This is a genomic window from Streptomyces sp. NPDC018029 (assembly GCF_044327655.1).
Taxonomy (GTDB): Bacteria; Actinomycetota; Actinomycetes; order Streptomycetales; family Streptomycetaceae; genus Streptomyces.
In genome coordinates, this window is the sequence record NZ_JBIRFV010000007.1 from 72,343 (window position 1) to 86,753 (window position 14,411).

At 68.3% G+C, this 14,411-nt stretch carries 12 protein-coding genes; 8 read left to right on the forward strand and 4 right to left on the reverse strand.

Going from position 1 to position 14,411, the window contains the following annotated elements; translation table 11 throughout:
• Nucleotides 1–46: 46 nt before the first annotated feature.
• Nucleotides 47–832: a transcriptional repressor LexA gene (gene lexA, locus ACH4D5_RS21970; protein WP_030778599.1), complete on the reverse strand. Its 786-nt coding sequence runs from the start codon at nt 830–832 to the stop codon at nt 47–49.
• Nucleotides 833–1,328: 496 nt separating this feature from the next.
• On the opposite strand from lexA, the gene nrdR reads away from it, so the two are divergent.
• Both nrdR and ACH4D5_RS21980 read left to right on the forward strand, forming a co-directional pair.
• On the forward strand, nt 1,329–1,874 hold the full coding sequence (gene nrdR, locus ACH4D5_RS21975; protein ID WP_362992630.1) for a transcriptional regulator NrdR: 546 nt from the start codon (nt 1,329–1,331) through the stop codon (nt 1,872–1,874).
• A gap of 137 nt (nt 1,875–2,011) precedes the next feature.
• Nucleotides 2,012–4,906: a vitamin B12-dependent ribonucleotide reductase gene (locus ACH4D5_RS21980; protein WP_398305042.1), complete on the forward strand. Its 2,895-nt coding sequence runs from the start codon at nt 2,012–2,014 to the stop codon at nt 4,904–4,906.
• A gap of 176 nt (nt 4,907–5,082) precedes the next feature.
• Here the strand turns inward: ACH4D5_RS21980 and ACH4D5_RS21985 are convergent, their stop codons facing one another.
• Nucleotides 5,083–5,658, reverse strand: a complete 576-nt coding sequence (locus ACH4D5_RS21985) for a TerD family protein (protein ID WP_398305044.1) — start codon at nt 5,656–5,658, stop codon at nt 5,083–5,085.
• A 121-nt stretch (nt 5,659–5,779) separates the two neighbouring features.
• Here ACH4D5_RS21985 and ACH4D5_RS21990 point away from each other — a divergent pair, with 121 nt between their 5' ends.
• Nucleotides 5,780–6,601, forward strand: coding sequence for an arylamine N-acetyltransferase (locus tag ACH4D5_RS21990; protein ID WP_398305047.1), 822 nt, complete (start codon nt 5,780–5,782; stop codon nt 6,599–6,601).
• 33 nt (nt 6,602–6,634) lie between these two features.
• The gene (locus tag ACH4D5_RS21995) at nt 6,635–7,240 is read left to right on the forward strand and encodes a YdbC family protein (protein WP_398305050.1); all 606 of its coding nucleotides are present in this window, start codon (nt 6,635–6,637) and stop codon (nt 7,238–7,240) included.
• Between the two features lie 116 nt (nt 7,241–7,356).
• Here ACH4D5_RS21995 and ACH4D5_RS22000 read toward each other — a convergent pair whose 3' ends face one another.
• Complete coding sequence (locus ACH4D5_RS22000) at nt 7,357–7,890, reverse strand: TetR/AcrR family transcriptional regulator C-terminal ligand-binding domain-containing protein (protein ID WP_398305053.1); 534 nt, start codon at nt 7,888–7,890, stop codon at nt 7,357–7,359.
• Nucleotides 7,891–8,459: 569 nt separating this feature from the next.
• Here ACH4D5_RS22000 and ACH4D5_RS22005 point away from each other — a divergent pair.
• Genes ACH4D5_RS22005 through ACH4D5_RS22015 form a run of 3 tightly spaced genes read left to right on the forward strand, consistent with a single transcriptional unit; the run spans nt 8,460 to nt 11,686 of the window.
• Nucleotides 8,460–10,070, forward strand: coding sequence for an ABC-F family ATP-binding cassette domain-containing protein (locus tag ACH4D5_RS22005; RefSeq protein ID WP_398305056.1), 1,611 nt, complete (start codon nt 8,460–8,462; stop codon nt 10,068–10,070).
• A gap of 34 nt (nt 10,071–10,104) precedes the next feature.
• Nucleotides 10,105–10,764 carry a histidine phosphatase family protein gene (locus ACH4D5_RS22010; RefSeq protein WP_398305059.1) on the forward strand — a complete coding sequence of 220 codons (660 nt, stop codon included), beginning with the start codon at nt 10,105–10,107 and terminating at the stop codon, nt 10,762–10,764.
• A 13-nt stretch (nt 10,765–10,777) separates the two neighbouring features.
• Nucleotides 10,778–11,686, forward strand: coding sequence for an ADP-ribosylglycohydrolase family protein (locus ACH4D5_RS22015; RefSeq protein ID WP_398305062.1), 909 nt, complete (start codon nt 10,778–10,780; stop codon nt 11,684–11,686).
• 376 nt (nt 11,687–12,062) lie between these two features.
• Here ACH4D5_RS22015 and ACH4D5_RS22020 read toward each other — a convergent pair whose 3' ends face one another.
• Nucleotides 12,063–13,622 carry an MFS transporter gene (locus tag ACH4D5_RS22020; protein ID WP_398305065.1) on the reverse strand — a complete coding sequence of 520 codons (1,560 nt, stop codon included), beginning with the start codon at nt 13,620–13,622 and terminating at the stop codon, nt 12,063–12,065.
• A 137-nt stretch (nt 13,623–13,759) separates the two neighbouring features.
• On the opposite strand from ACH4D5_RS22020, the gene ACH4D5_RS22025 reads away from it, so the two are divergent.
• Entirely contained in the window at nt 13,760–14,374 is a 615-nt protein-coding gene (locus ACH4D5_RS22025; RefSeq protein ID WP_398306016.1) for a TetR/AcrR family transcriptional regulator, read from the forward strand.
• Nucleotides 14,375–14,411 lie beyond the last annotated feature (37 nt).

The following is a 14,411-nucleotide window of genomic DNA, read 5'->3' on the forward strand; positions in this document are numbered from 1 at the left end:
CCGGAACCGGCGCAGTTGGTTCCGGGGCCCGGTCAGGGGCGGGGCCTCAAACCCGCCGCAGCACCGCCACGACCTTGCCGAGGATCGTCGCCTCGTCGCCGGGGATCGGCTGGTACGCAGAGTTGTGCGGCAGCAGCCAGACGTGGCCGTCCTCGCGCTTGAATCGCTTGACCGTCGCTTCGCCGTCCAGCATGGCGGCCACGATGTCGCCGTTCTCCGCGACGGGCTGGCGGCGCACCGTGACCCAGTCGCCGTCACAGATCGCGGCTTCGATCATCGAGTCACCGACGACCTTCAGTACGAAGAGCTCGCCGTCCCCCACGAGCTGGCGGGGGAGGGGGAAGACGTCCTCCACCGACTCCTCGGCGAGGATGGGCCCACCGGCCGCGATACGGCCGACGAGCGGGACGTACGACGCGGCGGGCTTGCCGGTGGTGTCGGTCGGCTGGCTGCTGGGCTGGTCCGAGCCCCGCACCTCGTACGCGCGAGGGCGGTGCGGGTCGCGGCGCAGGAAGCCCTTGCGCTCCAGAGCCATCAGCTGATGGGCGACGGAGGAGGTGCTGGAGAGGCCGACGGCCTGCCCGATCTCCCGCATCGACGGCGGGTACCCGCGCCGCTGCACGGAGTCCCTGATGACCTCGATCACGCGGCGTTGCCTGTCGGTGAGCCCCGAGCTGTCGGCTCGGATGCCTGGAGGTCGGCCCGGCAGGGAGCGAGTGGGCTTGGGCCCCTCCTGGTTCGTGGCTGCGTCATTCATGGCATGCACCGGCTCGAGTCGGCTCTGGGAGCGGTCCTGGGCAGTGATGGTGGCGCTGTCTGCGGTGGTGGTCACGTCGGTCGGCCCCTCTCGAGATGTTCTCTCCCTAGCTAGCCAACGGTAGTTGCTTTCGAAAGGTTGCGCCAAACACACGTTCGAGTGAAAAAACGCAGATTACCCGCCGTGATCATGTGTTTGGGTGTATGGCTGACGCTCGGGCCGAACGGCATTTCGGTTCATTACGGTACGCTTCACCGCCGGGACCGTGAGCCCCTCGACGGGGCTCCCATACTGCCACTCGGCACCCCGTCAACCCGGCACCGGCCCCCCGCCCCGAGCGGCGTGAGTGACGGCCCTGTGCGGTTGATGTCTTTCGAGGCGGTACGACACGCGCGGTGCTGAAAAAGCAGCCAAACCCCAGATCTAGTGGTTGGATTGCCGCAGCAGCCCAGAAGTTGTGGTCCCTGGTCTTTCAGGGGCTCCGGGATCGCCTATGCTTGGGGCTGCTTCGAGGGCCCCGAGGGCCCGTTGAGGCTTATGAGTCGTGCCGTGAAGGAGGGTTGGAAGTTCCATGCACTGCCCCTTCTGCAGGCACCCCGACAGCCGCGTGGTCGACAGCCGCACCACCGACGACGGCACGTCGATCCGCAGGCGCCGTCAGTGCCCCGACTGCTCCCGTCGTTTCACGACCGTGGAGACGTGCTCACTGATGGTGGTCAAGCGCAGCGGCGTGACGGAGCCCTTCAGTCGCACCAAGGTCATCAACGGCGTCCGCAAGGCGTGCCAGGGGCGGCCGGTGACCGAGGACGCCCTCGCCCTGCTCGGCCAGCGGGTCGAAGAGGCGGTGCGTGCCACCGGAAGCGCCGAGCTGACCACTCACGACGTGGGCCTCGCCATACTCGGCCCGTTGCAGGAGCTCGACCTCGTCGCCTACCTGCGCTTCGCGTCCGTGTACCGGGCCTTCGACTCGCTCGAGGACTTCGAGGCTGCCATCGGGGAGCTGAGGGAACAGCGGCTCCAAGCGGAGCCGTGCGACGCGGGCGGAGAGCGCGTCGTGAACGACTGCGGGCCCGGAGGGACTGTCGAAGTCCCGGTGCCCGCCACTGCCGCCGACTGACCGGCTGACCGACCGGCCGGCGGCGAACCAGACCTGTTGAGGGCGTCCTCTGCGATGTCCGCAACATCAGACACACATCCGTGCCACGGGAAGAACGTGGCACTTCAGGGCGTTTTAGCCTGATACAGGGAGGCGGCATGACCGAGACGACGAGCGGCCCGGCACGAGGTTCCCGCGCGAAGGGTTCCAAGGCCAAGGGCCTGCGTATCGAGCGCATCCACACGACGCCCGGCGTGCATCCGTACGACGAGGTGGCCTGGGAGCGCCGTGACGTCGTCATGACCAATTGGCGCGACGGCTCGATCAACTTCGAGCAGCGTGGCGTCGAGTTCCCCGACTTCTGGTCGGTGAACGCGGTCAACATCGTCACCAGCAAGTACTTCCGCGGGGCCGTCGGTACCCCGCAGCGTGAGACCGGCCTCAAGCAGCTGATCGACCGCATCGTGAAGACCTACCGCAAGGCCGGTGAGGACTACAACTACTTCGCCTCGCCCGCCGACGCCGAGATCTTCGAGCACGAGCTGGCCTACGCCCTCCTGCACCAGATCTTCAGCTTCAACTCGCCGGTCTGGTTCAACGTCGGCACGCCCCAGCCGCAGCAGGTGTCCGCCTGCTTCATCCTGGCCGTCGACGACTCCATGGAGTCGATCCTCGACTGGTACAAGGAAGAGGGCATGATCTTCAAGGGCGGCTCCGGCGCCGGCCTGAACCTGTCCCGCATCCGTTCCTCCAAGGAACTGCTGTCCTCCGGAGGCAACGCCTCGGGTCCCGTCTCCTTCATGCGCGGTGCCGACGCCTCCGCCGGAACCATCAAGTCCGGTGGCGCCACGCGCCGCGCGGCCAAGATGGTCATCCTCGATGTCGACCATCCCGACATCGAGGGCTTCATCGAGACCAAGGTGAAGGAAGAGGAGAAGATCCGCGCCCTGCGCGACGCGGGCTTCGACATGGACCTGGGCGGCGACGACATCACGTCCGTCCAGTACCAGAACGCCAACAACTCGGTCCGCGTGAACGACGAGTTCATGAAGGCCGTGGAGTCCGGCTCCAAGTTCGGTCTGCGGGCCCGGATGACCGGTGACGTCATCGAGGAGGTCGACGCCAAGTCGCTCTTCCGCAAGATGGCCGAGGCCGCCTGGGCGTGTGCCGACCCCGGCATCCAGTACGACGACACGATCAACGCCTGGCACACCTGCCCGGAGTCCGGCCGGATCAACGGCTCGAACCCGTGCAGCGAGTACATGCACCTGGACAACACGTCCTGCAACCTCGCCTCGCTGAACCTCATGAAGTTCCTGAAGGACGACGGCAAGGGCAACCAGTCCTTCGACGTCGAGCGCTTCTCGAAGGTCGTCGAGCTGGTCATCACCGCGATGGACATCTCGATCTGCTTCGCGGACTTCCCGACCCAGAAGATCGGCGAGAACACCCGCGCCTACCGTCAGCTGGGCATCGGCTACGCCAACCTGGGTGCCCTCCTGATGGCCACCGGTCACGCGTACGACTCCGACGGCGGCCGTGCTCTCGCCGGCGCCATCACGTCGCTGATGACGGGCACCTCGTACAAGCGCTCCGCCGAGCTCGCCGCGGTCGTCGGTCCCTACGACGGCTACGCCCGCAACGCGACGCCGCACAAGCGCGTCATGAAGCAGCACGCCGACGCCAACGGCGCGGCCGTCCGCATGGACGACCTGGACTCGCCGATCTGGGCCGCCGCCACGGAGGCCTGGCAGGACGTGATCCGCCTCGGTGAGAAGAACGGTTTCCGTAACTCCCAGGCGTCCGTCATCGCCCCGACCGGCACCATCGGTCTCGCGATGTCCTGCGACACCACGGGCCTGGAGCCCGACCTCGCCCTGGTGAAGTTCAAGAAGCTCGTCGGCGGCGGCTCGATGCAGATCGTCAACGGCACCGTGCCGCAGGCCCTGCGTCGCCTGGGCTACCAGGAGGAGCAGATCGAGGCGATCGTCGCCCACATCGCCGAGAACGGCAATGTGATCGACGCCCCGGGTCTGAAGACCGAGCACTACGAGGTCTTCGACTGCGCCATGGGTGAGCGCTCCATCTCCGCGATGGGCCACGTCCGCATGATGGCCGCGATCCAGCCGTGGATCTCGGGTGCCCTCTCCAAGACGGTCAACCTTCCGGAGACGGCCACCGTCGAGGACGTCGAAGAGGTCTACTTCGAGGCGTGGAAGATGGGCGTCAAGGCGCTCGCCATCTACCGCGACAACTGCAAGGTCGGTCAGCCGCTCTCCGCCAAGAAGAAGGAGGAGGAGAAGGCCGAGATCACCGAGAAGGCCGAGGACACGATCCGTGCCGCGGTCGAGAAGGTGGTCGAGTACCGCCCGGTCCGCAAGCGTCTTCCGAAGGGCCGTCCCGGCATCACCACCTCCTTCACCGTGGGTGGCGCCGAGGGCTACATGACCGCCAACTCCTACCCGGACGACGGTCTCGGCGAGGTCTTCCTGAAGATGTCCAAGCAGGGCTCGACCCTCGCGGGCATGATGGACGCCTTCTCCATCGCCGTCTCGGTCGGCCTGCAGTACGGCGTGCCCCTGGAGACGTACGTTTCCAAGTTCACGAACATGCGCTTCGAGCCGGCCGGTATGACGGACGACCCGGACGTGCGGATGGCGCAGTCGATCGTCGACTACATCTTCCGCCGCCTGGCGCTGGACTTCCTGCCCTTCGAGACGCGTTCCGCGCTCGGCATCCACTCCGCCGAGGAGCGTCAGCGGCACCTGGAGACCGGGTCGTACGAGCCGACCGAGGACGAGGTCGACGTCGAGGGTCTGGCTCAGTCCGCCCCGCTGCAGACCGAGACCTTGAAGGCCGTCGCCACGCCGAAGGCGGAGACCGAGGGCGTCAAGGCCGCGCCGCAGCAGGCGCACACCAGCGCGGAGCTCGTCGAGATGCAGCTGGGCATCCAGGCCGACGCGCCGCTGTGCTTCTCCTGCGGTACGAAGATGCAGCGCGCCGGTTCCTGCTACATCTGCGAGGGCTGCGGCTCGACCAGCGGCTGCAGCTGAGACCAGTGAGTCGTGCTTCCGGGCCGGGCCGTGATGCCGCGCCAGTACCGGGAGTGACCTGACCGCCAAGGGCGGTGGAGCCGATTTCTCTCGGCGCCACCGCCCTTTGGCGTGGTCCCTGTGACCACGCACCCGGCAGGCGCTCGCCGACCGGGCAGGGCTTGCCCGGCGACCGGTCAGCGCTCGCCGCCCATGAGCGAGGCGAACGTCGTCGGATCGGCATCGAAGCCTCGGATGACCTCGCGGAACGACCACGTCCCGGACTCGTCCCGGGTGAACTCGGCGAGGGTCGCGGCCGTGCAGCCGGCGACACTGGAGAGGTCGCTCTGCGCCAGGTCCGTGTAGCCCTCGCGGATCCGGACCGCGGTGTTCCCGATGTCGCCGAACACCTTTTGCTCCGCCTTCTGCTGTATGGCCACCCCTACGACGACCCGGGCGAACGTGGAGGCGAGACGGTCCAGCTCCAGGGTCATGACCTCGTCGAAACCGAAGCCCTGACCCGTCCTGCTGTCCCGGTTCAAGGTGATGGTGCCGTCGGGGGAGCGGCTGTCGAAGTGCACGAGGTAGACGGGGTTGCCGTACGGAGCGTCCGCGGCGTACGTCGCGGCGATGATGTCGAGGTCGTTGGACGGGGTCCCCGCCGGGCTCGGATCCCACTTGAGTCCGACTTCGACCTTCTTGATTCCCTTGCTGACACTGCTCACTGGACTTCCCCCTCCTCGTGACCTGGCCGCTGCGGATTCACCAGGCATGTCCGACACACACGCTACGGCGTATGACTGACAACGACGTAGCGTCGCTGGTCAGAGGCGGACAACAGGGCCGGAGCGGAACGTGGTTGGTGTGCTGTCCGGCGAAGGAGATCATGAACCCATGACATTCAACGGGGAAGAACTCGACATCGAGGCCTACTTGGCGAGACTCGGGCACACGGGCGGGGCCAAGCCGGATCTCGACACTTTGCGCGTGCTCCACAGAGAGCACGTGGCGGCGATTCCCTTCGAGAACCTCGAGATCATGCTCGGCCGTCCGGTGCAGCTGGACCTGCCGGCACTGCAGGACAAGCTGCTGCACAGTCGGCGGGGCGGCTACTGCTACGAGCACAACCTGCTCTTCGCGGCCGCTCTGGAACGCATCGGCTTCGATGTCACGGGGCTCGCGGCTCGGGTCAGGGCCGGGGCCTCCTCCACGCGCGCGGTGACCCACATGGTCCTGAAGGTCGAGGTGGACGGCGAAGCGTGGCACTGCGATGTCGGATTCGGCGCCGACGGGCTGCTCGAACCGATCCCGCTGCGTGGCGGCGTGGAAATGCAACAAGGAGAGTGGCGTTTCGGGCTCCAGCAGGAAGCCGAGGGCGTCCTGGCGCTGCGCACATGGCACTCCGACGGCTGGCTAGACCTCTACGCCTACACCCAGGAGCGGCGCCTTCCCGTCGACTACGTAGTGATGAACCACTACACGTCGACTCACCCCAGGTCGTCGTTCATCAGGCGCCCGGTGGTGCAGAAGGCGGCCCCAGCGGTGCGCCGCAAGCTGGTGGGCGATCAGCTGACGGTGGTGCACCCGGACGGTTCTGTGGACGAACGAAGCGTTCCTGTGGGCGAATTGGTGGATGTTCTCGACCGGGAGTTCGGTATTGAGCTGGACGCTGATGACTCAGCCGAGCTGATCCGGGTGCACTACGCCGGAGCGTGACCCGGGCCGCGCTCCGCGCCGTACGATGGCGCGGTGCTGGTCAAGTGGATTCGCTGCACCGTGGTGGACCGTCGGGGGTTCGAACGAGGGCAGCGAAAGTGGGCGGGGCTTTTGGGCGAGCCGGGGTTCCGGGGGCAGGGCGGGGGGTGGAGCCGGGGCCGTCCGGGTGTCGCTCACGTCTTCGCTTTCTGGGAGAGCCGGGCCTTCTACGACTCCTTCATGGCCCGCTCGCACGACCGCCTGGCGGCCGCGCAGTCGGGCACCTACAAGAACCTCCAGGCCAAGCTCTTCGACTACCGCTTCGACGTGAAGACCGGGTTCGAACCGCGCTTCACGGACGTGGATGTGGTGCGAGTGGCGCACTGCCGGGTCCGGGAGGCGCGGGTGGAGCACTTCGCACTGATGCAGGAGAAGGTGTGGAACCCCGCGATGGCCGGCTCCCCGGGAATGGTGCGCGGGCTTTTCGGCGAGGCGCCGGGGCACGAATTCCTGGTGCTTTCCATGTGGCAGTCGGCGGCTGAGCACGGCAAATACCGTGTCGAGCGGGTGGAGCGTCTCTCGCTGCGGGCGCAGACGGACGCCGATGTCTCCGCGCTTGCGGGCGACATCGTGCACTTGGAGCCGTCGTGGACGGTCTGATCTCTTACCTTTTCTGATCTGCCCTTTCCCTGACTCCTGCCCGACTCGTTACCCGTCTCTACTGAGGCTCTTCTGACTTCCGTGTCGCTTTCCGGGTAGCTCCCCTGTTGCTCGGGTCATCGCCGGGCGAACGCGCCCTCACGGGTGGCGGCGACGGCTGCCGCCGCGGCCTGGTCCGCCAGCGCCCTGTCGATCGGCTCGCGTGTGATGAACACGCGGAGCAGCAGCGGGGCCGAGACGGCGCGGACGAGTGCCGCCGCGTCGGTGTCCGGCGGCGCGTCGCCGCGTGCGACAGCGCGGGCGACGACCGCCTCGCAGCGGCCGAACCGGTCGGCGTAGAAAGCGTGCAGGGCCTCGGCGGCCCGTGCCGACTGGAAGGAGGCCGCGACGAAGGCGGTGGGGGCCGCGGCAGCCGCCTCGTCGGAGAAGGAGTCGACCACTTCGCGGGCGAGCTCACGCAGGTCGCCCTCGAGGCTTCCGGTGTCCGGCGGGGTCCAGGTGTCCTCTCCCGCCATGTCCAGGGCGTCCGCGACCATGCCTTCGAGGCCGCCCCAACGCCGGTACAGCGTGGTCTTGTGCACGCCCGAGTGATCGGCGATGTATTCGACGGTGAGCCCGGGATAGCCGTGGTCGGCCAGGCCGCTCAGCACGGCGTCCCGGACGGCGGCGCGGGTGCGGGCCGTGCGGCCACCGGGGCGGCGGGTGCCGGGAGCGGGTGACGGAGGAGCTGCTTCCGCCTCCTTGGGCGACGGCGCTGCTGCTTTCGCGGTCGCTTCTGCTCTGGCCGGTCGGGTCGGTTGTGCTTTCGCGGTCGCCGCCGATCCGGCAGGTCGGGTCGCTTGTGCTTTCGCGGTCGCCGCCGATCCGGCAGGTCGGGTCACTTGTGCTTTCGCGGTCGCCGCTGATTCGGCAGGTCGGGTTGCTTCTGCTTTGACGGTCCGTGCCGAGCTGCGCTGCTGGGCCTCGCCGCGGCGGGATCCGCCCCTTCCGGCCCCGCTCCGCCCCGCTGTTCCACTGAGCCCGCGATGCTCAGCGCTTGCTGCGTCACCGCCCTGACCAGCTGCGACAGGCTTGTCCGCCATGGATTCGGCCCTTCTCCGTCGTCCCACCCGAAAAGTAATCACAACTTGCGTTGCGTTAGGTCGGTCAGTGTGTCACACTCATCGTAATGCGACAGACGTTGCGTTTGTCCGAGGTGGACGCGAAACCGGGGGTGCTCTTGCCTACTCAGATCTCTCTGCATGGCGTGACCAAGACTCGTGGGGATCGGCTGCTGCTCGACGGGGTCTCCCTCGCGGTCCGGCCGGGCGAGCGCATAGGCGTCGTGGGGGAGAACGGCGCGGGGAAGTCCACCCTTCTGCACCTGATGTCCGGGGATGAACGGCCCGACGACGGCGAGGTCGTGACCGTCGCCGAGCGCGGGGCCGGGCTTCTCGATCAGACTCCCCGGCTCCCGGCCGACCGTTGTGTCGGCGACGCGATCGACGCGGCGCTGGTCGAACTGCGGGCAATGGAGCGCCGGTTGCGCGGCATGGAAGCGGACCTCGGTTCCGCGACGGAGAAGGGGCTGGCGGAGTACGGCGACTTGCTCACGGCCTTCGAACTGCGCGGCGGCTATGAGGCGGACGCCCGTGTGGACAAGGCGATGCACGGGCTGGGGCTCGGTCACATCGGGCGGGACAGGGTTTTGGGCAGTCTGTCCGGCGGTGAGCAGGCTCGGCTGGGCCTTGCCTGCCTCCTCGCGGCAGCACCCGAAGTCATGTTCCTGGACGAGCCGACCAATCATCTGGACGAGAGCGCCCTGGACTGGCTGGAGGGCGCCCTGTCCGCGCATCGCGGAACCGTGGTCGCGGTCTCCCACGACCGCACCTTCTTGGAGCGCGTGGCCACCGCGATCCTCGAAGTGGACGCCGACCGCCGGACGGTGGTGCGACACGGCGGCGGCTATCAGGGCCTCGTGGCCGAACGGGCAGCCGCCCGACTGCGCTGGGAGCAGCAGTACGCGCAGTGGTGCGAGGAGACACGCAGCCTTCAGGAGTTCATGGCGACCACAGCCCACGCGGTAGCCGGCGGCCGGGGCATGAAGGACAACAACAAAATGGCGTACGACCGCGCCGGGGGCCGAGTCCAGGCCTCGGTCTCCGGACGCGTGCGGAACGCGCAAGAGCGGCTCCGCAGACTGCGGGAGAACCCGGTGCCGAGGCCTCCGGAACCTCTGCGCTTCACGGCACGCCCCGTGACAGGTGCGACCGAAGGGGCCCTGGTGACCTTGCGGGACGTGCGGGTGGGGGAGCGGCTGGCCGTGGAGTCGCTCACTGTCTCGGCCGGCGACCGACTGCTGATCCACGGGGGCAACGGCGCGGGGAAGTCCACTCTGCTGCGCACCATGGCGGGGGTGCTCGAACCCGACGAAGGCTCCGTCGTCCGCAGAGGCCGGATCGGCTATCTCGCCCAGGAGATACCGGTACGACGTCCCGCCGAGCCTGTCCTCGAAGTGTTCGGCAAGGGTCTGGGGCTGACCGAGGAGGAGCAGCGGGCGCTGATCCTGTCGTACGGTCTGTTCCGACCCCGCGACCTGCACGTACCGGTGGGTTCCCTGTCCGCAGGGCAGCGCCGGAGGCTGGCCCTGGCGCGGCTGCTCGCCAGACCCGCCGACCTGCTGCTGCTCGACGAGCCCGCCAATCACCTGGCACTCGGCCTGGTCGAGGAGCTGGAGGCAGCACTCGACCAGTGGACGGGAGCGCTGGTCGTCGTCTCGCACGACCGGCTCCTCCGTCGACGCTTCAGGGGCCGAATACGCCGGATGGAGGCCGGACGGCTACCCGACTGAGCAGCCCACCAGGGACCCGATCTAGGGTTTCCCTATGGCACGCCCGCGGCGCATCATCCTGGTCCGGCACGGCGAGTCGGCGGGAAACGCCGACGACACCGTGTACGAGCGCGAGCCCGACCACGCGCTCGCCCTCACCGAGTCGGGGTGGTCCCAAGCGGCTGACACGGGGAAACACCTGCGGGAACTGCTCGGTCGTGAGCGGGTGAGCGTGTACGTCTCGCCGTACCGCCGCACCCACGAGACGTTCCAGGCGTTCCGGCTCGACCCCGAGCTGGTGCGCGTGCGGGAGGAGCCGAGGCTGCGGGAACAGGACTGGGGCAACTGGCAGGACCGGGACGACGTAAGGCTGCAGAAGGCGTACCGCGACGCGTACGGGCACTTCTTCTACCGCTTCGCGCAGGGAGAGTCGGGGGCCGATGTCTACGACAGGGTGGGAGCTTTCCTGGAAAGCCTCTACCGGAGCTTCGAGGCCCCGGACCACCCGCCCAACGTCCTGCTGGTCACGCACGGATTGACCATGCGACTGTTCTGCATGCGCTGGTTCCACTGGACGGTGGCGGAGTTCGAGTCGCTGTCCAACCCGGGCAACGGGGAGATGAGGATGTTGGTGCTCGGTGACGACGGCAAATACACGCTGGACCGACCGTTCGAGCGCTGGCGCGAGCCGGAGCCGTACGGGATCACCGGATAGAGTGGGCAGGGCGATGACCGCTGACTCCTCTCCCGACCGGCGCCTTGAGCGCGCCATGGCCAGCCTGCGCGGACTGGCGGTGGGGGACGCGCTGGGCTCACAGTTCTTCGTGCCCGCGCACTACCCGCTGCTGAAGCGCCGAGAGCTGCCCGACGCCCCTTGGCAATGGACCGACGACACCGAGATGGCCTGCTCCGTGCTGGCCGTCCTCAGGAAGCACCGTCGGATCGACCAGGACGCACTCGCGCAGTCCTTCGCCGAGCACCATGACGTCGACCGCGGATACGGCCCTGCCGTGAACCGGCTGCTCGAGCAGGTGCGGGAGGGCGGGGACTGGCGGGAGCTGGCCTCCGCGCTCTTCAAGGGGCAGGGATCCTGGGGGAACGGCGCGGCGATGCGGATCGCGCCGCTCGGTGCCTGGTACGCCGACGACCCCGAGCAGGCGACGCACCAGGCGGAGATCTCGGCGTACCCCACGCATCAGCACCGCGAGGCGGTCGTCGGGTCGATGGCGGTGGCCGCTGCCGCGGCGCTGACGGCCGACCCTGCTGGGCCGCCGACGCCGAAGGAGCTCCTCGACGGGGTCATCGAGCTGGTGCCCCGCAGCGCTGTGGGAGCGGGGCTGCGCCGGGCGCGGGACATGCTCGACTACGGCGATGCCGGGACGGTCGCGGCGGTGCTGGGCTGTGGTCGGCGTACGACGGCGCATGACACGGTGCCGTTCGCGTTGTGGTCGGCGGCTCGTGGACTCGGGGCGTACGAGCGGGCCATATGGGACACGGCGCAAGTGGGCGGCGACATGGACACGACCTGCGCCATCGTGGGTGGCGTGGTCGCGTGCGGTGACGGTGGAGCGCCGCCCGCGGAGTGGCTGGCGCGCACCGAGGCGCTGCCCGGCTGGGTCACCGGCGACGCGGTCTGACCTCCAGGCGGCCGCGCCCGGTGCCGAATACGCCCCGAAGGCGGGGCTCAAGGGCTGGGGCTGGGGCTGGGCCCATCTGGGCGGCAGGCAGAGCCGGACTGAGGCCGGCTGTTAGTTGTAGTTGATCTTGGCGTGCGTGCGTTGAACGAGGTGCCGGTGTCGGCAGCTCTCTGGCCATTGGCGTGTGTCGCGTGCTGCTGCCTGCGTGCGTGCACCGGCCGGAAGGGATCCCGTGTCCGATACATGCGGCAGGGCGCTGGCATCACGCCGCAGGGCGCGGGCGTCGGCGGCACGTCGTCCGTGCGCCGGCGCCCGCGGCCCCGTCGTGTCGGCTGCCTGCGGCCCCGCTGCGTCAGCCGTTCGTGGCCCGGGCCCGTCAGCCGCCCGCGGGACCCGCGGCGCTCGCTGTGCCGGCGAGGGCGTCGAGGTCGCTCTTGCGTACACGGATCACCAGTGCTGCGGTGATCAGGGCGAGCACGGCCATGGCGGCGGCCGGTATGAAGGCGGTGGAGATGCCCTCGGACAGCACCTCGTGGCCCCAGGGTGCGGGGAGCTCATGAGTCTTGGCGAACTCGGCCTTCTGTTCCGGTGTCGCGTGGGCCATGAAGTCCGCCATCTGTTCCTTGGCCTCGTCGCGGCTGGCCGTGCCGAAGACCGTGGTGAGGATGGAGAGGCCGAGGGAGCCGCCCACCTGCTGGGTGGCGTTGAGCAGGCCGGATGCCGCGCCCGCTTCGTGGAGGGCCACTCCGGAGACGGCGGTCAGCGTCAGCGTCACGAAGTTCAGTCCCATGCCGAAGCCGAACAGCAGCATCGGGCCGAGCACTCCACCGACGTACGAACTGTCCGGGCCGATCAGTGTCTGCCAGCCGAGCCCCAGCGCGACGATGACCGAACCCGTCACCATGAACGGCTTGGGGCCGAGCACCGGGAGGAACTTCTGCGACAGAGCCGCCCCGATAGCGATGACGACGGTGACCGGCAGGAAGGCCAGGCCTGCCTCGATCGGCGTGTAGTTCAGGATGTTCTGCACGAAGAGGACGATGAAGAAGAACATGCCGAACATCGCGGCGGCCAGGCTGAGCATGATCACGTATGTGCCGGATCGGTTGCGGTCGGCGAACATCCGGAGGGGCGTGATCGGCTCCTTCGCGCGCTTCTCGATGAACACAAAGGCCAGGAGAAGAACCACCGCTGCGGCGAACGAGCCCAGGGTGAGGCTGTCGCGCCAGCCCTCCTCGGAGGCGCGGATGAATCCGTAGACCAAGGAGGCCATGCCGAGTGTCGACGTCGTCGCGCCCAGGATGTCGAAGCGGCCGGGGTGACGCTCGGACTCGTTGATGTAGAGCGGGGTGAGGATGGCTATGAGGACGCCGATGGGCACGTTCACGAACAGCACCCAGCGCCAGTCGAGCCACTCGGTGAGCATGCCGCCCGCCAGCAGGCCGATGGCGCCACCACCCGCGGAGACGGCGGCGAAGACGCCGAAAGCACGGTTCCGCTCGGGGCCTTCGGGGAAAGTCGTCGTGATGAGTGCCAGCGAGGTGGGCGACGCGATGGCGCCGCCGACGCCCTGCAGGGCGCGCGCGGCCAGCAACTGCCAGGGCTCCTGGGCGAATCCACCGAGGAGCGAGGCGGCCGTGAAGAGGATGATGCCGGCCATGAAGACGCGGCGGCGTCCCAGAATGTCACCGGCGCGGCCGCCGAGCAGCAGCAGTCCGCCGAAGGTGAGGGTGTACGCACTGACGACCCAAGTGAGGTCGGTCGTCGAGAAGTTGAGCGCTCCCTGGATGTGTGGAAGCGCGATATTAACAATCGTGGCATCCAGGACCACCATGAGTTGGCAGGCCGCGATGACGGTGAGAGCCAGGCCGGGGTGTCCCTCTCGGCGGGCGGCCCCCGGATTTTGATTCTTCGTCAGCTGAGAGGTGGTCGTCATGATCCCCCACAAGTTCCTTAGTGAACGGCCCCGTTCACTGTTCTTATGACGGTAGTGACTCCCCTTGAGTGAACGCAAGCGTTCACTCGCCCTTCCCGTGTACTCACCCTTCCTTGCGTGCTCATGGAGAGAGAATGATGGCTACTTCCCGCTGGGCGGCCGTGCCCGCTCGAACGGTCTCCCCGCGTCGTCGGGGTGCTGTCCTGGAGCAGGCGATCCTCGATGCCGCCCTCGAGCAGCTCGGCACCGTCGGCTGGAGCGGGCTGACGATGGAAGGGGTGGCGGCGGGCGCCCAGACCGGCAAGGCCGCCGTCTACCGCCGCTGGCCTTCCAAGGAGGATCTGGTCGTCCACGCGCTGCGGGCCGGGCTGCCGCGGCTCGACAGCGTCCCGGACCTCGGGAGCGTCCGGGAGGATCTGCTGGAGCTGTGCAAGCGGGTGCGGGTGACGATGTTCTCGCGCCCCGGGCACGCCCTGCGCGCCGTGCTTCACGAGTGCGACACGGCAACGGCCGAGCGCTTCCATGACGTGATCTTCGAAGGCGTCGTCGAGCCGAGCGTGCAGTTGATCAAGGAGGTCATCCGGCGCGGAATCGAGCGCGGAGAGGTGCGTTCCGGGGGGCTCGACGCGTACGTCTGTGACGTCATTCCCGCCATGTTCATGTACCGCTCGAAGGTGTGCGGAAGTGAATGGCGGGACGATGAGTTCGAGGCCTTGATCGACCGCGTGATGGTCCCGCTGCTGCGCCCCTGACCGGGTCCGGAGCTTTTGGGCAAGCCTGGGTGTCGCG

Coding starts and splice junctions, on each gene's coding strand:
- nrdR (WP_362992630.1), top strand. CDS start 1,329: ATGCACTGCCCCTTCTGCAGGCACCCCGACAGCCGCGTGGTCGACAGC.
- ACH4D5_RS21980 (WP_398305042.1), top strand. CDS start 2,012: ATGACCGAGACGACGAGCGGCCCGGCACGAGGTTCCCGCGCGAAGGGT.
- ACH4D5_RS21985 (WP_398305044.1), bottom strand. CDS start 5,658: ATGCCTGGTGAATCCGCAGCGGCCAGGTCACGAGGAGGGGGAAGTCCA.
- ACH4D5_RS21990 (WP_398305047.1), top strand. CDS start 5,780: ATGACATTCAACGGGGAAGAACTCGACATCGAGGCCTACTTGGCGAGA.
- ACH4D5_RS22010 (WP_398305059.1), top strand. CDS start 10,105: ATGGCACGCCCGCGGCGCATCATCCTGGTCCGGCACGGCGAGTCGGCG.
- ACH4D5_RS22015 (WP_398305062.1), top strand. CDS start 10,778: ATGACCGCTGACTCCTCTCCCGACCGGCGCCTTGAGCGCGCCATGGCC.
- ACH4D5_RS22020 (WP_398305065.1), bottom strand. CDS start 13,622: ATGACGACCACCTCTCAGCTGACGAAGAATCAAAATCCGGGGGCCGCC.
- ACH4D5_RS22025 (WP_398306016.1), top strand. CDS start 13,760: ATGGCTACTTCCCGCTGGGCGGCCGTGCCCGCTCGAACGGTCTCCCCG.